The sequence below is a fragment of the Candidatus Methylomirabilota bacterium genome (assembly GCA_036001065.1).
In the GTDB taxonomy this organism is placed as follows: Bacteria; Methylomirabilota; Methylomirabilia; order Rokubacteriales; family CSP1-6; genus MNEF01.
Genome location: DASYUQ010000003.1, coordinates 25,949 through 47,735, shown reverse-complemented (window position 1 = coordinate 47,735; position 21,787 = coordinate 25,949). Strand labels below are relative to the sequence as shown.

At 70.8% G+C, this 21,787-nt stretch carries 26 protein-coding genes; 17 read left to right on the top strand and 9 right to left on the bottom strand.

Annotated features, from left to right (window positions below):
• From VGV13_00590 to VGV13_00550, 9 genes are all read left to right on the top strand, one after another.
• A partial coding sequence (locus VGV13_00590) for a metalloregulator ArsR/SmtB family transcription factor (GenBank protein HEV8639579.1) occupies window positions 1-309 on the top strand: 309 nt, incomplete at its 5' end.
• Between the two features lie 16 nt (window positions 310-325).
• The gene (gene arsM, locus VGV13_00585; GenBank protein HEV8639578.1) at window positions 326-1,144 is read left to right on the top strand and encodes an arsenite methyltransferase; all 819 of its coding nucleotides are present in this window, start codon (window positions 326-328) and stop codon (window positions 1,142-1,144) included.
• Window positions 1,141-1,605, top strand: a complete 465-nt coding sequence (locus VGV13_00580) for an ArsI/CadI family heavy metal resistance metalloenzyme (GenBank protein ID HEV8639577.1) — start codon at window positions 1,141-1,143, stop codon at window positions 1,603-1,605. The genes arsM and VGV13_00580 overlap by 4 nt, the downstream gene beginning before the upstream one ends.
• Window positions 1,602-1,919: a MoaD/ThiS family protein gene (locus VGV13_00575; protein ID HEV8639576.1), complete on the top strand. Its 318-nt coding sequence runs from the start codon at window positions 1,602-1,604 to the stop codon at window positions 1,917-1,919. The genes VGV13_00580 and VGV13_00575 overlap by 4 nt, the downstream gene beginning before the upstream one ends.
• 15 nt (window positions 1,920-1,934) lie before the next feature.
• The gene (locus VGV13_00570) at window positions 1,935-2,219 is read left to right on the top strand and encodes a virulence factor (GenBank protein HEV8639575.1); all 285 of its coding nucleotides are present in this window, start codon (window positions 1,935-1,937) and stop codon (window positions 2,217-2,219) included.
• A complete protein-coding gene (locus tag VGV13_00565; GenBank protein ID HEV8639574.1) occupies window positions 2,216-3,472 on the top strand; it encodes an MFS transporter in 1,257 nt (418 codons plus the stop codon). The genes VGV13_00570 and VGV13_00565 overlap by 4 nt, the downstream gene beginning before the upstream one ends.
• Window positions 3,451-4,881: an amidase gene (locus VGV13_00560; protein HEV8639573.1), complete on the top strand. Its 1,431-nt coding sequence runs from the start codon at window positions 3,451-3,453 to the stop codon at window positions 4,879-4,881. Before VGV13_00565 ends, VGV13_00560 begins: the two co-directional genes overlap by 22 nt.
• 122 nt (window positions 4,882-5,003) lie before the next feature.
• On the top strand, window positions 5,004-5,942 hold the full coding sequence (locus tag VGV13_00555; GenBank protein HEV8639572.1) for a fumarate hydratase: 939 nt from the start codon (window positions 5,004-5,006) through the stop codon (window positions 5,940-5,942).
• Window positions 5,939-6,634 carry a fumarate hydratase C-terminal domain-containing protein gene (locus VGV13_00550; GenBank protein HEV8639571.1) on the top strand — a complete coding sequence of 232 codons (696 nt, stop codon included), beginning with the start codon at window positions 5,939-5,941 and terminating at the stop codon, window positions 6,632-6,634. The genes VGV13_00555 and VGV13_00550 overlap by 4 nt, the downstream gene beginning before the upstream one ends.
• Window positions 6,635-6,887: 253 nt before the next feature.
• Here VGV13_00550 and VGV13_00545 read toward each other — a convergent pair whose 3' ends face one another.
• The 9 genes from VGV13_00545 to VGV13_00505 are packed head-to-tail and all read right to left on the bottom strand — an operon-like array spanning window position 6,888 to window position 15,035.
• Window positions 6,888-7,574, bottom strand: coding sequence for a TIGR04282 family arsenosugar biosynthesis glycosyltransferase (locus VGV13_00545; GenBank protein HEV8639570.1), 687 nt, complete (start codon window positions 7,572-7,574; stop codon window positions 6,888-6,890).
• Entirely contained in the window at window positions 7,574-8,266 is a 693-nt protein-coding gene (locus VGV13_00540; GenBank protein HEV8639569.1) for a carboxypeptidase-like regulatory domain-containing protein, read from the bottom strand. The genes VGV13_00545 and VGV13_00540 overlap by 1 nt, the downstream gene beginning before the upstream one ends.
• A 13-nt stretch (window positions 8,267-8,279) precedes the next feature.
• Entirely contained in the window at window positions 8,280-8,942 is a 663-nt protein-coding gene (locus tag VGV13_00535; protein ID HEV8639568.1) for a hypothetical protein, read from the bottom strand.
• Window positions 8,943-8,955: 13 nt separating this feature from the next.
• Window positions 8,956-10,434 carry a glycosyltransferase gene (locus tag VGV13_00530; GenBank protein HEV8639567.1) on the bottom strand — a complete coding sequence of 493 codons (1,479 nt, stop codon included), beginning with the start codon at window positions 10,432-10,434 and terminating at the stop codon, window positions 8,956-8,958.
• Window positions 10,431-11,771 carry a glycosyltransferase family 87 protein gene (locus tag VGV13_00525; GenBank protein ID HEV8639566.1) on the bottom strand — a complete coding sequence of 447 codons (1,341 nt, stop codon included), beginning with the start codon at window positions 11,769-11,771 and terminating at the stop codon, window positions 10,431-10,433. The genes VGV13_00530 and VGV13_00525 overlap by 4 nt, the downstream gene beginning before the upstream one ends.
• Window positions 11,772-11,790: 19 nt before the next feature.
• Entirely contained in the window at window positions 11,791-12,309 is a 519-nt protein-coding gene (locus VGV13_00520) for a TQO small subunit DoxD (GenBank protein HEV8639565.1), read from the bottom strand.
• A gap of 4 nt (window positions 12,310-12,313) precedes the next feature.
• The gene (locus tag VGV13_00515; protein HEV8639564.1) at window positions 12,314-13,321 is read right to left on the bottom strand and encodes a radical SAM protein; all 1,008 of its coding nucleotides are present in this window, start codon (window positions 13,319-13,321) and stop codon (window positions 12,314-12,316) included.
• A gap of 11 nt (window positions 13,322-13,332) precedes the next feature.
• The gene (locus tag VGV13_00510) at window positions 13,333-14,325 is read right to left on the bottom strand and encodes a radical SAM protein (GenBank protein HEV8639563.1); all 993 of its coding nucleotides are present in this window, start codon (window positions 14,323-14,325) and stop codon (window positions 13,333-13,335) included.
• A gap of 5 nt (window positions 14,326-14,330) precedes the next feature.
• Complete coding sequence (locus tag VGV13_00505; protein ID HEV8639562.1) at window positions 14,331-15,035, bottom strand: glycosyltransferase family 2 protein; 705 nt, start codon at window positions 15,033-15,035, stop codon at window positions 14,331-14,333.
• 215 nt (window positions 15,036-15,250) lie between these two features.
• On the opposite strand from VGV13_00505, the gene VGV13_00500 reads away from it, so the two are divergent.
• The 8 genes from VGV13_00500 to phnA all read left to right on the top strand — a co-directional run bounded on the left by VGV13_00500 (window position 15,251) and on the right by phnA (window position 21,786).
• Entirely contained in the window at window positions 15,251-15,463 is a 213-nt protein-coding gene (locus VGV13_00500; GenBank protein HEV8639561.1) for a hypothetical protein, read from the top strand.
• Between the two features lie 15 nt (window positions 15,464-15,478).
• Complete coding sequence (locus VGV13_00495; protein ID HEV8639560.1) at window positions 15,479-15,790, top strand: redoxin domain-containing protein; 312 nt, start codon at window positions 15,479-15,481, stop codon at window positions 15,788-15,790.
• Between the two features lie 7 nt (window positions 15,791-15,797).
• Complete coding sequence (locus VGV13_00490; GenBank protein HEV8639559.1) at window positions 15,798-17,300, top strand: HAMP domain-containing sensor histidine kinase; 1,503 nt, start codon at window positions 15,798-15,800, stop codon at window positions 17,298-17,300.
• A 132-nt stretch (window positions 17,301-17,432) separates the two neighbouring features.
• Window positions 17,433-17,774, top strand: a complete 342-nt coding sequence (locus VGV13_00485) for a hypothetical protein (GenBank protein ID HEV8639558.1) — start codon at window positions 17,433-17,435, stop codon at window positions 17,772-17,774.
• The gene (locus VGV13_00480; GenBank protein HEV8639557.1) at window positions 17,774-18,454 is read left to right on the top strand and encodes a response regulator transcription factor; all 681 of its coding nucleotides are present in this window, start codon (window positions 17,774-17,776) and stop codon (window positions 18,452-18,454) included. Before VGV13_00485 ends, VGV13_00480 begins: the two co-directional genes overlap by 1 nt.
• Window positions 18,455-18,481: 27 nt before the next feature.
• Window positions 18,482-19,441: a protein-methionine-sulfoxide reductase catalytic subunit MsrP gene (gene msrP / locus VGV13_00475; GenBank protein HEV8639556.1), complete on the top strand. Its 960-nt coding sequence runs from the start codon at window positions 18,482-18,484 to the stop codon at window positions 19,439-19,441.
• 382 nt (window positions 19,442-19,823) lie between these two features.
• Window positions 19,824-20,501 (top strand): protein-methionine-sulfoxide reductase heme-binding subunit MsrQ, encoded by a 678-nt coding sequence (locus VGV13_00470; GenBank protein ID HEV8639555.1) that lies wholly within the window; start codon window positions 19,824-19,826, stop codon window positions 20,499-20,501.
• Between the two features lie 49 nt (window positions 20,502-20,550).
• A complete protein-coding gene (phnA, locus tag VGV13_00465) occupies window positions 20,551-21,786 on the top strand; it encodes a phosphonoacetate hydrolase (GenBank protein ID HEV8639554.1) in 1,236 nt (411 codons plus the stop codon).
• Window position 21,787: the final 1 nt, after the last annotated feature.

Here is a 21,787-nt window from a genome sequence, read left to right as displayed (position 1 = left end):
CTTCGAAGTATGAAAACGCTGCCGCTGGCCCGACTGCAGGCCCGCGAGGAGCATGTGGAGGCCTTCAAGGCCCTGGCCCACCTCACGCGCCTGCAGATCTTCTTCTTCCTGGTCCGGGCGGGGCGGGAGGTACCGGCCGGTGAGATCCAGGCCGAGCTGGAGATCCCCGGGCCCACGCTCTCCCATCACCTCGACCTCCTGCGCCGGGCCGGCCTGCTCCACAGCCGCAAGGAGGAGCGCTTCATCTACTACTCGGTGCGGCCGGAGACGGTGTCGGACCTGGTCCGGCTGCTCACCGCGTGCTGCTGACGGGGAGGAAAGAACCGTGCGCGACGAGATCAAGGCGGTCGTGAAGGAGAAGTACCGTCAGGCCGCGCTGCGGGTGACCGGCGGCGCCGTGTCGTGCGGCGGCGGCGACGGGGGCTGCGATCCCGTCACCCGGGACCTCTACGCGGCCGGCGAAACGGCGGGCCTGCCGGCCGAGGCGGTGGCCGCCTCGCTGGGCTGCGGCAACCCCACCGCGCTGGCCGCGCTCCACCCGGGCGAGGTGGTGCTCGACCTCGGTTCCGGCGGCGGCATCGACGTCCTGCTCTCGGCCCGCCGGGTGGGCCCGGCCGGCCAGGCCTACGGGCTCGACATGACGGACGAGATGCTGGCGCTGGCCTGGGCCAACGCCGCCCGCGCCGGCGTGACCAACGCGGCGTTCCTCAAGGGCGAGATGGAGCAGATCCCGCTGCCCGACGCCAGCGTCGACGTCGTGATCTCCAACTGTGTGATCAACCTCTCACCCGACAAGGATCGCGTGCTGGCCGAAGCCTTCCGCGTGCTCCGGCGGGGCGGGCGCTTCGCCGTGTCCGACATCGTGGTGCGGGGGCCGGTGGCGCCCGAGATCCGTCGCAGCGTGGAGCTCTGGATCGGGTGCGTGGCCGGTGCCCTCGACGAGGCGGCGTACCGGGCCAAGCTGGCGAAGGCTGGATTCGTGGAGATCGAGGTCGAGCCCACCCGCGTCTACCGCGTGGAGGACGCCCGGGAGATTCTGGCCGGCGCCGGCTTCGATGTGGACGCGCTGGCGCCCGCCCTGGATGGTACATTCATGAGCGCGTTCGTCCGAGCGCGCAAGCCGAAGGAGAGGGGACAGCCATGACCACCGTGCCGCGCGTGCACATCCACATGACGGTGTCCGATCTCGAGAAGAGCCGGCGGTTCTACGAGCGGTTCCTGGGCGTGACCCCGGTGAAGGTGAAGCCCGGCTACGTGAAGTTCCTGCCCGAGTTCGGCCCGCTCAACCTCGTCCTCGCCGACGGTCAGCCCGGCCCCGGGCGGGGCTCGGTGGACCACATCGGCCTCCAGGTCGACACGCGCGAGGAGGTCGTCCGCCAGCTCCAGCGGGTGCAGGCGGCGGGGCTGCCCGTGCGCGAGGAGTTCGGCGTCGACTGCTGCCACGCCAACCAGGACAAGTTCTGGGTGCAGGACCCCGACGGCGTGGACTGGGAGGTTTACGTGCTCAATCACGATCTGGAGGACGAGTCGCCCGCCGTCACCCCGTCGGGGTGCGGCCTCGACCTCCTGAAGCCGAGCGCCTGCTGCGCGCCGTCGACGACGTGAGCCGCGTCGACACGGCCACGGCGACCATTCCCGTCGAGGTCGTCAGCTGGGTGACCAAGTTCACCGGGGGCGAGGGGACGGGCCGGCAGATCTTCGAGGAGCCCCTCACCGGCGGCGCCACCGTGCGCTCGGTGCTGGCCGGCCTCTCGGGGCGCTTCCCCGAGCTGCAGGCGGCGCTCTGGCACGGCAACGAGATCGGCGAGCACATCGAGGTGCTGGTGAACGACGCCGTGCTGGGGGTCAGCCACGGGCTCGACTCGCGCGTGGGGCGGGGCGACCGCATCACGCTCCTCGGGCAGTACATGGGCGGCTGAGCACCCGCCGCGCCCATGGCCACGTACCAGATCATCGCCTGGCGGGGGATTCCCGCGAGCGTCGAGGTCCGCGACGAGAGGGAGACCGTCACCCGCGAGCTCTCCGAGCGCTTCCAGATGCTGATCGACTCGGCGGCGATGCAGCTCGGGCTGCACGAGGCCGATGCCTACATCGAGCAATGGAGCCGCAGCGAGGCGCAGCAGCGGCCGGGACCGGCGCCGCAGGTCGCCGACGCGGTCGTGGCCGAGCTGGAGGATCGCTTCCCGGAGTTCATCGGGCTGGCCTTCCGGCATTCGTGAGCCGCCTGGACGCGTGGCTCCTCACGCTGTGCGCGTCGCGCACCTTCAACATGCTGGTGTTCCAGACGTACGCGGCGACGCTGCCGGTGCTCCGGGGCGCGTGGGGGATGTCGGCGACCGAGGCCGGCTCCATCTCCACCGGGTTCCAGCTCGGCTATGCCGTCTCGCTCATGTGCTTCTCCTCGCTGGCCGACCGGGTGGGGGCCCGGCGCGTCTTCCTCTGGTCGGGCTGGCTCTCCGCCGGCGCGGCGCTGGCCTTCGCGCTCCTCGCCCGCTCGTACCTGACGGGCCTCGCGCTCTACACACTGGTCGCGATCTCCCAGGGCGGCACCTACACCACCGCGATCATGCTCTTCGCCGATCGCTATCCGCCGAACCGGCGGGGGGCGGCCGTCGGCTGGCTGCTGGCCAGCTCCTCGCTCGGCTACGCGCTGTCGCTGCTGGTGTCGGGGGCGGCGTTGCGGACGGGGGGCTACCCGCTGGCCTTCCTGCTCACCGCGTGCGGTCCGCTGGTGGCCGTGCTGCTGGCCTGGCTGGCGCTCCGCACGACGTCGAACGTCGTGCACGAGCGCGCCCGGGGCGTCCGCTTCGGGACGGAAGTGCTCGGCAACGGACCGGCCATGCGACTGATGCTCGGCTATACCTTCCACTCCTGGGAGCTGCTGGGGATGTGGGCGTGGACGCCGGCCTTCGTCGCCGCCGCCCTGGCCGTGGCCGGGGTGGCCGGCGTCCAGGCGGTCGCCCTCGGCGCCTACGTCTCGGCGAGCTTCCACGTGATGGGGCTCATCGCGTCGTCGTCGATGGGCCGCCTGTCCGATCGCCTGGGCCGCCGCATCGTGCTGCTCGTAGTCGCGGCGACCAGCGCCGCGTGCTCGTTCGTCTTCGGCTGGCTGATCGGCTGGCCGGCCGGGCTCATCATCGCCGTCGGGGCGCTCTACGGCTTCACGGCCCTGGGCGACTCCCCGGTGCTCTCGACGGCGTTGACGGAGGCGGTGCGCGCGCCGTACCTTGGCTCGGCCCTGGCCCTTCGGTCGCTGCTGGGGTTCGGGGCGGGAGCGATCGCGCCGCTGGCGTTCGGCGCCGTCCTCGACGCCACGAACCCGCCGGGCCTGACGCCGACCGCATGGGGCTGGGGGTTCGTCACGCTGGGCCTCGGCGGCCTCGGCGCCACGATCTGCGCGTACGGACTGCCACGGGTGCCGACGGGAGGCGCCCAAGGGGAGATGAGGCGATGGCGATGCTGGACGAGCTGACATTCCTCGACGCGACGGCGCTGGCGGAGTCGGTGCGGGCCGGGCAGGTGAAGCCGATCGAGCTGGTGGACGCGGCGATCGAGCGGATCGAGCGCCTCAATCCGACGCTCAACGCGGTCGTGACGCCCATGTACGACGCCGCCCGCCGGGCGGCGCAGGGGGAAGCGAGCGGGCCGTTCGCCGGCGTGCCCTTCCTGCTCAAGGATCTGGTGGCGGCCTGCGCCGGCGCGCGGATGACGTGGGGCTCGCGGTTGCTGCGCGACTTCGTGCCGCCCTACGACAGCGAGCTGGTCCTCCGGTTCAAGCGGGCCGGGCTGATCATCGTCGGCAAGACCAACACGCCGGAGCTCGGTCTGCTGCCGACGACCGAGCCGCAGCTCTTCGGCCCCTGCCGCAATCCCTGGGATCTCGGTCGCACGCCGGGCGGCTCCAGCGGTGGCGCGGCGGCGGCGGTGGCTGCCGGCCTGGTCCCCTTCGCCCATGGCAACGATGGCGGCGGCTCCATCAGGATCCCCGCCTCCTGCTGCGGGCTCTTCGGGCTCAAGCCCACGCGGGGCCGCAATCCCCTGGGGCCGAGCATCGGCGACGTCATGAGCGGGCTGGTCGTGGAGCACGCGCTGACGCGCTCGGTGCGCGACAGCGCCGCGCTGCTCGATGCCACCGCCGGCCCCGATGTCGGCGATCCCTACTGGGCACCGCCGCCGGCGCGCCCCTTCGCCCGGGAGGTGGGTGCCGATCCCGGCCGGCTCCGCATCGCGTTCACGACGACGGCGGCGACCAGGGCGCCGGTGCACCCGGACTGCGCCGCCGCCGTCCACGACGCCGCCCGGCTGGCCGCCTCGCTCGGCCACGAGGTGATGGAAGCGGCGCCGTCCGTGGACGGCGATCTCTTGACCCAGTCGTTCATCACCCTCTGGTCGGCCGGTTGCGCGTGGATGGTCGATTCGCTAGCCGGGGCGGTGGGCCGTGCGCCCAGCGCCGACGATGTCGAGCCGTTCACGTGGGCGCTCTACGGGCTGGGACGTGTCCAGACCGCGGCGACGTACCTGGGCGCCATCGCCACGCTCCAGCGCGTCGCCCGCGACGTGGCCCGCTTCTTCGCGGCGCACGACGTGTGGCTCACGCCGACCGTGGCCGAGCCGCCGCCGGCGCTGGGCAGCTTCGACGCCGAGCCCGACAACCCGATCTCCGCGCTCGCGCGAGCCGGGATGTTCGTGCCCTTCACGCCCATCTGCAACGCGACGGGACAGCCGGCGATGTCCGTCCCGCTCTTCTGGAATGCGGACGGCCTGCCGATCGGCACGCACTGGGTGGGACGCTTCGGCGATGAAGCCACGCTCTTCCGGCTGGCCGCCCAGCTGGAAGCGGCGCGCCCCTGGGCCTCCCGCCGCCCACCGCTCGCTGCGTGAGGTGGGGGCGGGGTAGGGTTCCGAGCGAGTTGCTTTTCGAAGCGAGGAGCCCTACCCCGCCCCCACCTCACACCGGGTGGGTGGGTTGACGGCGAGATGTCCGGGGGGCTAGGGTGGCATCCATGGCGCGACCCATCCCGGTCAAGCTGATCGAGGACACTGCCCGCGAGCTCACGGCCCGGGCGGCCATCGACATCCCGCCGGACTACCGCGAGGGCGTCCGCCGGGCGCGCGACGCCGAGCAGAACAAGCTCGCGCGCTTCGTGCTCACCGAGATGCTGGCGAACTGGGAGCTGGCCACCGCCGAGCGGCGGCCGATGTGCGCCGACACGGGCCTGCCGCGCTACTACGTCCGCGTCGGTAACGAGGCGGCGATCGAGGGTGGGTTCGTGGCCCTCGAGCGCGCGCTCCGCAAAGCGACGGCCGAGGCCACCGCCACCATCCCGCTCCGCCCGAACCGCGTGCATCCGCTGACCCGGGTGGATCACAACAACAACGTGGGGATGCACGCGCCCGAGGTCACGTACGCGTTCGAGCCCGGCGGGGAGTTCATCGACCTCACCACCGTCCACAAGGGCGGCCTCTTCGGCTCCGACTACCGCATGCTCTTCCCCAGCGACGGGATCGGCGGCATCAAGCGCTTCTTCATCGACACGCTGGTGGAGTTCGGTCGCCGGGGGCTCGCCTGCCAGCCGGCGATCGTCGGCGTCGGCATCGGCGGCTCCAAGGACACCTGCGTCCGGCTCGGCAAGGAGGCGGCCTGCCTGCGGGTGGTCGGCAGCCGCAACCCCGATCCCGCGATCGCCAAGCTCGAGGAGGAGCTGACGCGGCTGGGCAACTACATCGGCATCGGGGCCATGGGCTTCGCCGGCAGCTCGCTGGTCGTGGCCACCCACATCGAGGTGGCGTACTCGCACACCGGCGGGATGCCGATCGCCATGCACAGCTTCTGTCTGTCGTCGCGGCGTGCCACCGCGCGCATTCGTCCCGACGGTCTGGTCGAGTTCCGCACCGACCCTCAGTGGTTCACCGACTACTACCGTCGCCAGGGCATCGAGTGACGGCCCCGGCGATCGAGCGGCTGGACGACGTGGCGATGGACCAGGTGCGTCTGACCACGCCGGTGGGCGACGCCGACCTCGCCCGGCTCAAGCTCGGCGACGTGGTTTACCTCGACGGCTTCGTCTACACCGCACGCGAGGGCGTCTATCGGAAGGTCGTGGAGCAGGGGCAGGGGCTGCCGGCGAGCGTCACGCGCCTGACCAACGTCAACTTCCACTGCTCGCCGGCGGCGACGGTGCGCCCCGACGGTGCCTACGTCGTGGAGGCGGTCACGGCGACGGCCTCCTTCCGCTTCGGCCGGTCGATGGCGCGCTGGTTCGAATGCTCCGGGGCCAAGGTCATCGTGGGCAAGGCGGGGCTCACGGAGCTGGCCTACCGCGAGTGGTTCGTTCCCCATGGCGCGGTCTATCTCACCACCGTCGGCTACGGGTTGGGGGCCGCCTACGGCAAGTGCATCACGGGGGTCAGGGAAGTCCACTGGCTCGAGGAGCTGGGGATCGCCCAGGCGCTGTGGGTGCTGGAGGTCGAGCGACTCGGCCCGTTCCTCGTCGAGGGCGACCGCGAAGGCCGGAGCCTCTTCGCGCTGGCCAACCGCGAGATCAACCGGCGCCTCGACGACGTCTACCGCGGGCTTCCGAAGTACGCCATGAGCCGTTTCGGCGAGAGCACGCCTCAGGACGAGATCGTCTAGTGTTCCGTCTGGGAAGTCATGTAAAGAGGCCGCCAGCACGCGGTGCCGAGGCCGACGGGCACGTGCGGCAGGGGTCCGCGGGACCCGTCCCCGCCCGCTGGCCACGGACCCCGCGTGCCCAGGTGGAGCCCAGCCGCAATGGGGCAGCGGTCGCGTGCCGCGTGGTCCCGCGATCCCTGCCGCACGTGCCCGTCGGCCCCGCTGGCAGCGGCGTGAGCGCGGTGATCGTTAACATGACTTCCCAGACGGAGCACTAGCCCGTCGGCGCCCCGCCCGGGCCGGCACGCTTCGCCAGAAACCCGGCGGTGTGCGCGGGCGTCGCTTCGCGGAGCTCGGCCAGCGATGCCCGGAGACGCTTGAGATCGTCGGGCGTGTCTACGTCGAACCAGGCCGGCAAGCACGCCGTCGTGAGCCCGGCCGCTGCTGCGCGGTGCAGGGTCTCCGCCAGCACGCTCGGCGTGCTCCACGGGATACCGTCGAAGAGCTCCCGACGGACGGCGCGCACCCCGATCAAGTAGTAGCCGCCGTCATCGCTCGGCCCCAGCACCACGTCGGGGCCTGGCCGCATGATCAGGTCGACCGCCTGCTGCAGGAACGCGCTCGGGAGCGTCGGCGTGTCGCTGTCGACCGCGACGGCGGCTGGGTGGCCGTTGTCGAGGAGCTGCGCCAGCGTGTTGGCCAGCCGCGTGCCCAGGTCGGCGCCGCGCTGGAGCACGAGCGTGAAGCCCGGGGCCAGCTCCTCGAAGATGGCCCGGCCCTCGGGCGGCGTGTACGCCACGGCGGGATGCGCCTCCTTGAGGGCCCGCACCTGCTCGATCTTGTCGAGGAGGAAGCAGCGGTAGAGCGCGGCGGCCTCGGCGGGGCTCAACGGCGGGCAGAGCCGCGTCTTCACCTCGCCCAGGCGGGGCGCCTTGGCCATGATGGCGACGGCGACCGGCATCACTGGTGGATCACCCGCGGCGGTTTCGGCTCGTGCGGGTAACTGAGGATGTCCGTCGTGTTGCACTGGTGATCGGCGACGACGAAGTGCCAGTCGCGGGGATCGGTGGGTGCCTTCGACGTGTCGACTTCGAGCTGGTACACGCCGTCCGGGTAGTTCGACTTGAGGCTCCACACCCAGCGGGGAGGGGCCATGGCGAACGTGCGTCCCGTCGCCGCGTTGAACGCCAGCACCTGGGGACCGAGGTCGCCGTTCGGGTCGGCGACCTCCATCTTGATGATCGTGGCCTTGCCCTTCCGCGTCTCGCTCGGGACGAACTCGACCCTCTTGATGACGGGGTCGTTGGCCCGTGTGGGCTCGGGCACGAGCACGACCTCGACCTCCAACGTCTTGCCGGTCTCGACCTTCACCGCATTCGGCTTGTAGATGTACCCGCTCGAGTAGACGTGCAGCCCGTACTGGCCGCCTTCGGCAAGCTCGATCCGGAAGCGGCCGCTGGCATCGACCGGCGCCCCGCGGTCCCAGCGGTTATTGTGGATCTCCCCTTTCTCGAGCAGCGCGAGGCCGGGGAGCGGCTGACCGTTCTGGGCCCGCACAACGCCCGTAATCGCTGTCACCGCGTCCGCGCCAGGCGGGAGCGCGAGCGCCATGAGCCAGAGTGCGAGAGAGACGGTGAGGAGAGCGTGGACCATGCTGCCTCCTTCGCTACGGTGAGCCGCCCGGCCGGCCGGCGAGCTTCGACATCAAAAAGGCGATGACGTCGGCGGTGGGCTGGCCGTCCTGCCCGAGAGGCGGGAGGTCCGGCCGGTGCCGTCCGAGGAAGCGCTCGAGCGACTCGACCCGGCCGTTCACCGCGCGCGGGAACAGGAGCGTGGCGGGAGCGACGGTGCCGGGGTCGTGGCAGCTGCGGCACCGGCGCCCGTAGAGCCGCTCGCCACGCCCGACGCTCTCGGCGAGCGCGCGAAGCCGGCCCTCGAAGACCGGCTGGCCGGCGACGATCCCCGGTGAGACCGGCACACCGGTGCCGCGCGACGTCAGATACGCGGTGATCGCGAGGGCCGCCCGCTCCGGGTCGGGGAGCCCATAATGACGCTGCACCGCCTCGGTGTTCGCCTGAAGCAGCGTCATCACGCGGCCCTCGGGAGGCGGCAGCGGCCTGTACTTGGGAAAGCTCGCGGCCCACCCACGCGTCTCGTCGGGATCGTGGTGACACGTGGCGCACGCGACGGGAGCCCCAGGATCGGGCGAGTTCTTCCACCATTGCTCGCCCTCCGCGACGAGCGCCCCGAAGCTGCCCGCGGGCGCCCCCGCCGGGGCCTGCCCGGCCGAGACCACCGCGATCAGCACCAGCGCGATAGAGCGGATCATCACGCTCGAGCGCTCACACCCTCTCGCGTTGGTTACCGCCGCGAGGCGCGGCGTGGATGAGGGTCAACGTGCCCACGGTGAGGAAGCCCGTCGTGTAGAGAGCGAGGAAAGGGACGGCGGCATAGCTCTGGTAGGCGCAGAAGAGCCAGGTGCTCCAGGCACAGTAGAGCCCGAGCGCGACCTCGATGAAGCCCCCCGAGAGGCGCCGGTCCGCGTAGGCCTTGCCGCGCCAGTGCCCTCCGGCTGGACCGATGCCGAACTTCGGAGTGCGCACGAACTCGAGATCCCTCCTCCACAGTGCGTCGAGCACGGCCAGGCTCGTGCTCCACGACACCCCGACGCCCATGATCATGATGGCGGGCAGCCGCCACAGGCGGCGCAGCCAGCCTGGATCGAGGACCTGCTGGGCGTAGACGAGCAGGAATCCGGGCCCGAGGACGCCCAGCGTGAAAATCAGGCTCACGCCGAGCAGGATGCTTCCCTCCGGTGCGACCTCCTTCGCGCCGAGCAGGGGGACCGATAGGAGGACCACGGTCAGCATGGCGGGGTGGATCATGTAATAGGTCAGGTGGATGAAGGCCTGGTACTTGGTCCAGGGCGAAAGTGGCGCGCGGGCGACCGCCGGCAGGAGCTTGAGGGCGGTCTGGATTGACCCTTTGGCCCAGCGGCACTGCTGCGACTTGAACCCTGTGATCAGGACCGGCAGCTCCGCCGGGCAGACGAGGTCGGGGCGGTAGACGATGCGCCACCCGCGAAGCTGCGCGCGATAGCTCAGGTCGAGGTCCTCGGTCAGCGTATCGTGCGTCCAGCCCCCGGCGTCCTCGATGGCGGCCTTGCGCCAAACGCCGGCCGTCCCGTTGAAGTTCAGGAGCAGGTTGCCCCAGAAGCGGGCTGACTGCTCGACCGCGAAGTGGCCATCGATGCCAAGGGCCTGGGCCACCGTCAACACGGAGAACTCGCGGTTCAGGTGACCCCAGCGCGTCTGAACCACCGCCACCCGCGCGTCGGTGAAGTGCGGGATGGTTTTTCGGAGAAAGTCGGGCTCCGGTACCGAGTCGGCGTCGAAGATCGCCACGAACTCTCCGCGCGCCTCCTGGAGCCCAGCCGCGAGGGCACCGGCCTTGAACCCGGTGCGCTCGCGACGGTGGAGGTGGACGAGCGTCAGCCCGCGCGCGCGGAGCTGGCTCGCGGTCTTTGCCATGATCGCGCCGGTGTCGTCGGTGGAGTCGTCAAGCACCTGGATCTCGAGGCGGTCGCTCGGGTAGTCGAGCGCGCCGACAGCCTCGAGCAGGCGGCTCGCGACGTAGCGCTCGTTGTAGAGGGGAAGCTGCACGGTTACGGACGGCCACTCGGCCGGCGGCTCAGGAGTGACCGCCTCCCTGATGTGCCGGCGGTTCCACCAGTGGATCGCGAGCAGGGGATAGGCGTTCAGGCCGTAGAGAAAGAGCGCGACGACCGAGACGAAGTAGAGGACTCCGACGACGACGCTCACGTCGTCCTCGGCGCGAGCGCTGCCGGGACCCGGTGCGCGAGCGCACGCCAGCCGGCGTAGAGGAGGAGCGCGTAGAGTGGGCCGTACTCGGCGAGCCACGCCCACCAGGGGATTGGCGCCGGCTCTACGACGTAGCTCATGTACGAGAGCGTCACGGCGCCGCTGAAGTAGAGCCACGCCGGCCAGGGCCGGAAGCAGAGGAACGGCACGATCCAGAGCGCGTACCAAGGATGCATGCTGGTCGGCACCAGGAGGAGGTAGGTGGCGACAGCGAGGGCGCCCGCGCGCGTCATCCCCGCGGCGTCGCCGCCGTGGGCCCGGCCGATCCAGGCGACGACCCCCGCCATCAGCGCGAAGAGGAGGGCCATCGCGGCGGCCCGCGCCAGCTCGCCGGTGAGGCCGAGCGGGTAGGTCAGGAGTGCGCGGAGGCCAATGTTGTGGTCCTCGGCGCTGCCCAGGTACTCGGGGAGGAATCCGAAGGCGCCGAGCCCCGCGGTGGCAGCGTGGGGGAGGTACCCGAGCGCGACCGTGGCGGCGACAGCCGCGGGAAATCGCCTGTCGCGCGGCCGCCACCAGGCGGGAAGAAGGACGAGGGGATAGAGCTTCATCAGCACGGCGGCCCCGAGGGCGACGCCCGCACGCACGGAGGCCCCGCTCTGGCGCCAGGCGAGCGCCGCCAGCACCAGCGGGATCACGGCGAGGTCGACATGGCCCGCCTGAACGCCTTCGAAGACCACGAGCGGCGACCAGGCGTAGACGATCGCCGCCGCCCGGGTCACCCCCGCCCGGCGAAGCAGCGCGAGCAAGAGCCCCACCGTCACGGCCTCACTCGCAAGCAGGAACGCTCGCCATGCCAGGAGGCTGTCGGGTGCGACGAGCGCCACCAGCGCAAAGGCGACCTGGGCGCCCGGCGGGTAGACGGTCGGCTTCGCCGGCCGGTTGATGTTGGGATAGATCGTCTCGTCACGGAGCGGCGCGAGCTCGGCGGCAGTTGGCGGGTAGCGGTATGGGCTGATCCCCGCCCACTGCACCCGGCCGTCCCAGAGATAGCGATAGAGATCGGAGGAGAGCACCACCGGGCTCGCGAGGAGGCTCACGCGGAAGAGGAGAGCGAAAACTAGCACCAGGCCGAGGAGGAGGTGATCGTCCGGGCGCCGGCGCAGGACCACTAAGATGACGAGCACGTAGAGGAGGAACAGGCCACCGAAGAGGCCCATGTAGGCGACGTGAGTGCGCGGGCTGCCCGAGACGAGCAGCGGCAGGCCTAGCCCGTAGCCGAGCAGGCTCGCGGCTCCGAGGCCGCCGACGAGGATGCGCGCTTCCGTTTGCCTGCTCACGTCGCGGCTACTCCGAGCGTCACACGGCGTACTGCATCACCCGCGCCCACGTGCGCCCGGCCGCCGCTCGGCGGCGCAGCGCCGGCTCGAGGACGCGGTCGACGCCGAGGATGCGCCCGGCGCCGGTGAAGGCGAAGCAGAACAGGGGCAGCGTCAGGAGCGGCCAGATCCAGTACCACTCGCCGGGGACGTTGAAGGCGCCGAGCGCGATGTTCACCTGCCAGAGGAAACCGGCGATGCCCGCCAGGCGCGTCAGAATCCCGAAGAGCAGCGCCAGGCCGAGCGTCAGCTCGACGACGAACGTCTGCAGGCCGAAGAGAGGGAAGTTCGGCACCACGACGTTCTTGAGAAACGCCGCGTACCAGCCGAAGGCGGGATGGGCGATCTCCTGCTCGATGAAGCCCTTGAGCCAGCCGTAGTCGATCCAGGGGGCCTTCTGGAGGGCCATGTCGAGATAGAGCAGGCCGTAGGCGATCCGGAAAAGCGCGAGCGGCCAGCCGGGCACGAGCGTCGCGACACCGAAAGCGTTGGGCGCCATGGCGTCAGAGGCTCCAGCGCAGCCCGCAACCACGGCACGGGTCGGGAGGCGCGGCGCTTTCGAAGTCCATTCGGAACTGCCGATAGCGCTCGCCGTTCCAGATCTCCGCGAAGGGCTGGCGGAAGGCGTTGCCGAGGATGAGGCCGCCGTAGTCGCGGGCGACCCACGGGGAGATGCAGCAGGGCAGCACGTTGCCGTTGGCCGTGACGTAACTGAGGGTCCACGGCCGCTGGCAGCCGGCCCAGTATCGCGCGCCCGTGGCGTCGCCCTTCAGGCTTTCCAGTGGCGTCGTCAGCCCCGAGGCGCGGAGCGCGACGCCCAAGCTCTGGGCGAGCCTCGCCGCCTCGTCGAGCACGTGTTTCTCTCGCTCGCGCAGCCTCCCGTGGAGAGCGTTCTCTTCAGTGGCGAGCCCGAGACCGTTGAAGACGAGCCGCTGCACGTAGACCTCGCCGACGCCGAGGTCGCCGGCCAGCCCCACGAACGCAGGGAGCTCGTCCAGGTTGACGCGCGAGGCGGTGAGCCAGAGGGAGACGCGCGGTGTTGGGCGCTCCATCTCGCGCTGAAGTGCGATCAGCCAGCGCACATTGGCCACCACGCGAGCGAACTGGTCAACGCCGCGGAGCTTCATGTAAGTCTCTCGCGTCGCCGCATCCATTGACACCCGGTACTCGTCGAGACCGCTCTCGATCAGCCGGCGGGCCCGTTTCAGCGTGAGGCTCACGGCGTCCGAGTTGAAGAGCACCATCGGCACGCGGGTCTTCAGGTACGCGACGATGTCGAAGATCTCCCGGTTGAGCAGCGGCTCGCCGATCCCGTGGAGCACGACGCGGTCGAGGGCGGGGAACTGCTCGACGATGGCCTTGACCTTCTCCAGCGTCAGGTCAGCGGGTGGCTCGAGTGTCAAGAAGGTGCGGATGCAGGTCTGGCATTCCGAATCGCACCGGTTGGTCGTCTCGAGATAGAGCGAGCGTGGCAGCGTGGCGACGACGGCGGGGCGGGTGGCAGTGCTCATGCCGATTCGGGTCAGCGCGCCGAGACGACCGTGGTGCAGGCACTGGCCATCTTGGGGAGATCCTGGCTCTTGGCCTGCTCCCAGTCCAGCGTGATCCGCTCGCCCCGCGCGAACGGGCAGTAGGGGTCGGGCCCGTCGAGGCGCCCGACCAGGGCGCGCCGTCCTGCGCAGCCGCCGCGGCACGCGCAGCCCTCGCAGGCCGCCGGCCGCCGGCGGGCGTCGACGAACTCCGGTGCGTCGATGATCGCCTCACCGAGGCGCCCGAGGTCGGCGAGGGTGAGGCGACTGGTCGGCCAGTAAGTGCAGGGTAGCACCCGACCGTCGGGCGCGACTCGTACCGTCGAGCGGCCGCAGCCCGGTCCGGCGAACTCCGGCAGCTCCAGCACGGCGGCGAGGACCGGCTCGGTGGTGGCGACGAGGCGCGTGGTATTGGCGAGCACCCTCAGGCCCGTCCAGAACTGCTCGTACGTCAGCGTGAAGCGGTCGGTCTTGGACGGCTGATAGACGTTCACGCGCAGGTTCGCGCCAAACGTCGCGGCGAGCCTCGCCAGGTCGGCCAACCGGTCGTAGTTGATGCTCATCATCACCGAGGTAACCGTGACCGGCACCCCGAGGCCCACGCACCGGTCGAGCGCGCCCGTGACCGTCCGCCAGTTGCCGCTTCCCCGGAAGCTGTCGTGTTCGGGCTCGGTGGGAAAGTCGAGCGAGAACTCCACGCTGTGGAAGCGCTTCACCGCGTCGTCGCCGAGCGCCTGGATGCTGAGGCCGTTGGAGGTGATGCTGGTCTTGATGGCCCGGTCCCAAAGGTAGTCGAGGATGGCCTCGTACTCGGAGTGCAGGCCGTTCTCGCCCACGCCCAGATTCATCGAGCGCGTCGGAATACTCTCGCAGACCCGCTGCACGTCCCGCAGCGTGAGCCGCCCCACGACCATGTCCGGACGGTAGCAGTGCGGGCACTTGAGATTGCACTCGTTGGTGAGCCCGATGCCGACCGAGAACGCCATAGCTGTCAGCGCCTCCAGGCGTATCGCACGGTGGTGAAGAGCAGATGATAGCCGGCCAGCAGGCTGCCCCTGAGCGTTCCCGCGACCTTCGAGCGCCCCAGACGCGCGCGGCAGGTCACGGGGACTTCGGCGATCCGGTAGCCGCGCCGCGCCGCTTTCACCACCATCTCCACCGGCCAGCCGTAGGTCTTGTGCTCCATCCGGAGATCGCGGAGCACGCGCGCGGGGATGGCGCGGAAGGGGCCGATGTCGGTGAGCCTCAGGCCATAGAGCAGCCGCAGCAGCGCGGTGACCAGGCGGTTGCCGAAGCGTTGCTGGGGCGTGAGCGCGCCCGGCCCGGCACCGCCCCGGACGCGCGAGCCCATCACCAGGTCGGCCTCGCCGGCGAGCAGGGGGCCGAGCACCCGCGACAGTTCCTTCGGGTCCTCGTTCCGGTCGCCGTCGAGGAAAACGAGGATGTCGGCGTCCCGGGCGGCCAGCGCGCCGGCCAGGCACGCGGCGCCGTATCCTCTCGTCACCTCGCGGATAACGCGCGCTCCTGCCGCCGCCGCGAGCTCCGCGGTGCGGTCGGTGCTACCGTTGTCCACCACGATGACCTCGTGCACGAGGTCGCGGGGCACCTCGCGGACGACGCCGCCGATGGCCGCCTCCTCGTTCAAGGCGGGAATGACCACGCTGATTCGCGGGTCGTCTGGTCGTCGCGCTGTCATGGCCGCCGTTCCCCTCGCGGGTGCCGGTGAGTGTGCGTCGAGGGCCGGGACGCAGTTGTCACAGACCTGTCAAATCAGCGCAGCCGGATGGCTGGCGCTGGGGTTTCAGCCATACGCCAGGAGGCTGGAGCAAGTCAACGGCATCGCCCCAACCACCTCGACTATTTGACACGCCCGTGACAAACTCCGGTGCGCGGGAAGGCACGTTGAGGGCCATGAGGAGCTCCACGATCCGGCGGATCGCGGCCGTCGCCGCGGTGGTGATCGGCCTCGTGGGGTGCGGTGCGCCAGGCGCGGACGCGCAAGCCCTCAAACTGGGCGCGCCGGCGCCGGAGATCGCGGGTAGCCCCTGGATCAACAGCGCGCCGCTCACGACCGCCACCCTCCGGGGGCGCGTCGTGCTCGTCGAGTTCTGGACCTACGGCTGAATCAACTGCCAGAACGTGATCCCGCAGTTGCGGGCCTGGCACGACACGTACGGCAAGGCGGGGCTGACCATCGTCGGCGTCCACTCGCCCGAGTTCTTCTGGGAGCGAGCGCATGACCGCGTCGCCGCCGCGACGAAGAAGCTCGCGATCCTCTATCCCGTCGTGCAGGACAACGATCTCGCGATCTGGAAGCGCTTCGGTGTGTGGGCCTGGCCGACCACGCTCCTCGTCGATCGCCAGGGCATCGTGCGGTACCGGCACATCGGGGAAGGCGCCTACGACGAGACGGAGGCGATGATCCGCCGCCTCCTCGCCGAGCGCGGCTGACGCGCGCGTGGGCGCGCCGCCGCGCCTGGCCGCCTTCGCGCTGGCCGCGATCATCGTGCCGGCGGTGACCGTCGCCGTGCTCGGGTACGTCTCGCTCCGCCAGTGGCAGACCTCCGCCGAGCTGCTCTTCCGGGAACAGGCGCGGGACATGGCGGTCATGACGGTGGACAAGATTCAGATGGTGATCCGCCAGCTGGAGGACGAGATCCTGGCCGGGCTGCGGGAGGCGCTGAGGGAGGCGGGCGACAGCGCCGCCGCGCTCGACCGGTTCCGCGCCCGGACGCCGCTGGTCGAGGGCGTGTACCTGTTCGATCGCGGCGGTCGCCTGGTCTATCCCCGCGCCCGCACCGCCGAGGCCCGCGCCGTCGCCTCGGGGCTCGTGGAGATCTCCCCGAGCCTCTGGGACCGCGGCGGCCGTCGCGAGCTCGTGGTCGGTGAGCGCCCGGTGCTCGCCGCCATCGTCACGCCCCGCGGTGGCGCCCCGCGGCTGGCCGCCCTCACGCCGCGCCTGCAGAACCTCCAGCGCCACGTGTTCGAGACCACTATCAAGCCGCTGGAGACGTCGATCATCTGCGCGGTGCTCGACGTGGAAGGCCGGCCTGTCTTCAGCCAGGGGCCCGTCGAGCAGGCCGACCTGCTCGTCACGGTGCCGTTCCGGGAGGGGTTTCCCAACTGGAGCCTGGCCCTCTACCAGCCGCGCGGCGCGTCGCCCCGCCAATCGGTCCGCCGCCAGGTCATGATCTTCACGGCCGCCTTCGGCGTGCTGCTCCTGGTCATCGTCGCCGGCATCGGGGCCACGTACCGGCTCGTCCGGCGGGAGACGGAGATGGCACGGCTCAAGTCCGACTTCGTCGCCAACGTCTCCCACGACCTCAAGACGCCACTGTCGGTGATCCGCATGTTCGGCGAGACCCTGGAGATGGGGCGCCTGCCGGACGAAGCCGCCCGGCACGAGTACTACCGGGTGATCACGCGGGAGAGCGAGCGCCTGTCGCGCCTGATCGACAACGTGCTCGACTTCTCGCGCATCGAGGGCGGCCGGCGCACCTACGACCGGGTGCCCACCGCGGTGGAGCCGCTCGTCCGGGACACGCTGGAGGCGTTCAGCTATCCGCTGGCCCAGCAGGGTTTCAAGGTCGACGTCCGGGTCGCGCCCGATCTACCCGAGATCGCCCTCGATGCCGACGCCGTCGGGCAGGCGCTGGCCAACCTGATCGACAACGCGATCAAGTACTCGGCCGAGCGGAAGTCGCTGGCCATCGACGCCCGCCTGGTGGACGGCCAGCTGGCCATCATCGTCGCCGACGCGGGCGTGGGCATCCCGCGCGAGGAGCACGCGCGGATCTTCGACAAGTTCTATCGCGTCGGCCGGAGCGAGACCCAGGGCCGGCGCGGCAGCGGCGTGGGCCTGGCCCTCGTCCGCCACGTCGCCGAGGCCCACGGCGGCCGCGTTACCGTGGAGAGCCGTCCGGGCCAGGGCAGTCGATTCACCGTGTGGTTGCCGGCGTGACCGCCCCGCCTCGAGGGCTCGCCGCGCGCCCCGCCGCGGGCGTCCCGGTCTCCGCATGCGAGATGGTGGGCGCGCGCAGCGTTTTGACGCCATTGTGACATTCGAGGGGACCAGAGCGTTACGCTACACCATATGGCAGGGCTCCCTCGCGTCGTGCCGCAGATGAGCCCGTGCGTCTCGATCGAGCGCTTCTGGCTCGATCTGCTGGACGGGCGCATCAACGGCTGGCGGCACCAAGGCCGGATGCCTCCGGCCGTGTGCTTCCGCCGCCCGGAAGAGTGGCAGACGCTCTTCGAGCAGCGCGGGTTGAGAATCGCGCACCGCCGGTGGCTGGGGTCCCGCTGGGAACGCCTGGTCCATCACCCGCTGGCGTTCGTACTGGACAGGCCCCAGGTGCAGGGGAGGGCCGCCCCTGGCGAGACCCGTGTCTCAGTCCCCCGCCGGCCCCAGCTCGACGCGAAGAGGAGCGCGTGATGCCGCGGATTCTCATCGTGGACGACGAGCCGGAGATGGTGCGGGGCCTCGAAGACAACCTCGGGTTCGAGGGGTATCAGACGTTCACCGCCACCAACGGCGAGGACGCGCTGGCGGTGGCGGCGCGGGAGGCGCCGGACCTGGTCATCCTCGATCTTATGATGCCGAAGATGAGCGGCTGGGAGGTGTGCCGGGCGCTGCGCGCGAAGGGCATCGACGTGCCGGTCATCATGCTGACCGCCCGCGGCGAGGAAGCCGACCGCGTGCGGGGCCTCGAGCTGGGCGCCGACGACTACATCGCCAAGCCGTTCTCGCTGCGGGAGCTCCTGGCCCGGGTGCGCGCGGTGCTGCGCCGGCCCGGACCCCGTCACAAAGCGGACGAGTACGCCTTCGGCGACGTGCGCGTGCGCCTCCGGGGCCGTCAGGTCTTCAGGGCCGGCCGGGAGGTCGCGCTGACGCGCAAGGAGTTCGATCTGCTCGCGTACCTGCTCGCCCACCGGGGCGAGGTAGTGACGCGCGAGCGGTTGCTCGACGACGTGTGGGGGTACGAGCGCTTTCCCACCACGCGCACCGTCGATACCCACGTCCTGCGTCTCCGACGGAAGTTCGAGGCCGATCCCGATCGGCCCCAGTGGATCCTGACCGTCCACGGCCAGGGTTACAAGTTCGTGGCCTCGTGAGATAGTGGACGCGGTGGAGGAGGTGCCATGCTGATCCGACGCCCGGAGCGCTTCAAAGCCTCCGAGATCACCGACGCGAAGCTCTACCTCGGTCGGCGCGCCTTCATCGCCGGCTGCGCCGCCGTCGCGCTCACCCCCGGTGGCGAGGCCGAGGCCGTCCAGCCGCCCCCGCCCGGCCCCGCCCTGGCAGCGACGCGGAACGACGCGCTCAGCCTCAAGGAGGCGCCGACCAAGTGGGAGGCGGCGACCACCTACAACAACTTCTACGAGTTCGGGGTGAACAAAGACGATCCCGCGCGCGAGGCCCACCGCCTCCGGACGCGACCCTGGACGGTGCGGGTGGACGGCCTGGTGCGCCAGCCCAAGACCTTCGACATCGACGAGCTGCTTCGGCTCTTCCCCCTCGAGGAGCGCGTGTACGCGCTCCGCTGCGTGGAGGCGTGGTCGATGGTCATCCCCTGGATCGGCTTCCCGCTGGCCTCGCTGCTCAAGCGAGTGGAGCCCACCGGCCAGGCCAAGTACGTCGAGTTCACGACGCTCCACGATCCCGAGCAGTTTCCGGCTCAGCGGAAGGGTCTCTTCAACTTCTCCGGGCTCGACTGGCCGTACGTGGAGGGGCTCCGGCTCGACGAGGCCCTCCATCCGCTGACGCTGGTGACCGTGGGCATGTACGGCCGCGTGCTGCCGAACCCCAACGGCGCGCCGATCCGCGTGGTGGTGCCGTGGAAGTACGGGTTCAAGAGTGCCAAGTCGATCGTGCGCATCCGCCTGGTGAGCGACCAGCCTCCGACGGCGTGGAACAAGGCGGCATCCCAGGAGTACGGCTTCTACTCGAACGTCAACCCCGACGTCAGTCACCCCCGCTGGAGCCAGGCGACCGAGCGGCGCATCGGCGAGTTCCGCCGGCGGGCGACGCTGATGTTCAACGGCTACGCCGACCAGGTCGCCCACCTCTACGCGGGGATGGATCTGAAGAAGTCCTACTAGTGCCGGTCCAATTAACTTCGCCATACTTCGTTCTCGGACTCACGCAGGCTCGCCTCGCGTGCCGAGCACGCTGCGGCTTCGCACGACTGGTCGCAGGCTCGCCTCGGACGGGCGGGATTCTCCGGGTTCGCTCGCCTCGGGCGCAGGGGCCCCAGCCCCTGGCCGCCCGGCGGCTCGCCCAGCGGCCCGCCGCCGTCCTGCGGCTCGCACTCCCCCGCCGGTCCTCGACGTACAACCGCGTACGCCTCCGGCCGGCGCCTCCCTCCGAGCCACTGAAGCGTCGCTTCGCAGCGGCGACCGCTGCTCAGCTCCTCCTGCGGGGCCTCGTCTGGCTCGTTACTGGGACCGGCACCTGCGGGCACCCGTTGGGACATGGCCGGACCTGGTTGGAGGCGCACTAGGACGAGTGAGCAGCCGCGGGCGCGTCGTCTTGAAGGCGGCCGTCTGGGCGGCCTGCCTGGCGCCCCTGGCGGCGCTCATCTTCTGGGTCGTCACCGACGACCTGACCGCCAACCCCATCAGCTTCATCACCAACCACCTCGGCGACTGGACGTTCCGGATCCTCCTGGCCTCGCTGGCGATGACGCCGCTCCGCCTCGTCGCCGGCTGGGGCTGGCCCGCGCTCCTGCGTCGCCTGCTGGGGCTCTTCGCGTTCTTCTATGCCGCGCTGCACTTCAGCGTCTGGATCCTGGTCGACCACTTCTTCAACTGGGGGCAGATGGCCGCCGACATCGTCAAGCGCCCGTACGTCACCATGGGCATGCTGGCGCTGACGCTGCTGGTGCCGCTGGCGGCGACGTCGACCGCGGGGATGGTGCGACGCCTGGGGGCCGCCAACTGGAAGCGCTTGCACCGGCTCGTGTACGTGACCGGCATCTGCGCCGCGCTGCACTTTCTCTGGCTGGCCAAGGTCGGGCGCACCGATCAGTACGTCTACGTCGCGGTGCTGGCGCTGCTGCTGGGCGTGCGGGCGGTGGACGCGCTTCGGCGGCTGGCGCGCCGGCGGCGGCAGCGCCGGCAGGCGCTGGGGGCGACCTCCTCGGCGGGGTCGCGCCCCTAGCGAAAAATCCCCACCCTCGCCGGTCAGGGGCCGTAATATCCCTGGGAGCATGAGCCCCGCTCCGTCCCTCGAGCTCAACGGCCGCACCTATCGCTGGCCCGCGCGGCCGGTGGTGGTCGTCTGCATCGACGGCGGCGAGCCGGAGTACCTGGACCGCGCCATCGCGGCCGGGGTCGCGCCGGCCCTGGAGCGGTTCCGCCGGCACGGCGTCTACCGGCCGGCGCGGAGCGTGATGCCGAGCTTCACCAACCCCAACAACCTCTCCATCGTCACCGGCGCGCCGCCCGCCCTGCACGGCATCTCGGGCAACTACTTCTACGACGCGGCGGCCGGCCGGGAAGTGATGATGAACGACCCCCGGTTCCTGCGCTGCGACACGCTCCTGGCCGCGCTCACGCGCGCGGGAGCCCGCGCCGTCGTCATCACCGCCAAGGACAAGCTGCGGAAGCTGCTCGGGCACGGGATGGCCGGCATCTGCTTCTCGTCCGAGAAAGCGGAGGAGGTCACGAAGGACGAGCACGGCATCGAGCGCGTGACCGATCTCGTCCCCCTGCCCGTTCCCGACGTCTACAGCGCCGAGCTCTCCGAGTATGTGCTGGCGGCGGGACTGGCGCTGCTCCAGCGCGAGCGGCCGGACGTCATGTACCTCTCGCTCACCGATTACATCCAGCACAAACACCCGCCCGGCGATGCGGTGGCCACGCGCTTCTACGCGATGCTCGACCGGTACTTCGACGCCTTCGACCGCGCGGGCGCGGTGCTCGGCATCACGGCGGACCACGGCATGAACGCCAAGACGCGCGCCGACGGCACGCCGAACGTCGTCTACCTGGGCCCGCTGCTGGAGGCGCTGGTCGGGCCGGGGCGCGCCCGCGTGATCCTGCCCATCACCGATCCGTACGTGGTGCACCACGGCGCGCTGGGCTCCTTCGCCACGATCTACCTCCAGGACCCGCCCGGCCTCCCCGCGGTGATGGAGCGCCTCCGGGCCACCGCGGGCATCGCGGAGGTCCATGACAACGCCGCCGCGTGCGCACGCTTCGAGCTGCCGCCCGATCGCGTGGGCGACATCGTCGTCATCGCCGATCGCCACGTGGTGCTGGGCAAGTCCCCCCGGGAGCACGACCTCTCGCTGCTCACCGAGCCGCTCCGCTCTCACGGCGGCGTCAGCGAGCAGACGGTGCCGTTCGTCATCAGCCGCCCGTTGTCGCGCGAGTACGCGCGCGGCACGGGCGATCTCAGGAACTTCGACATCTTCGAGTACGTCCTGAACGGGGTCGACTGAG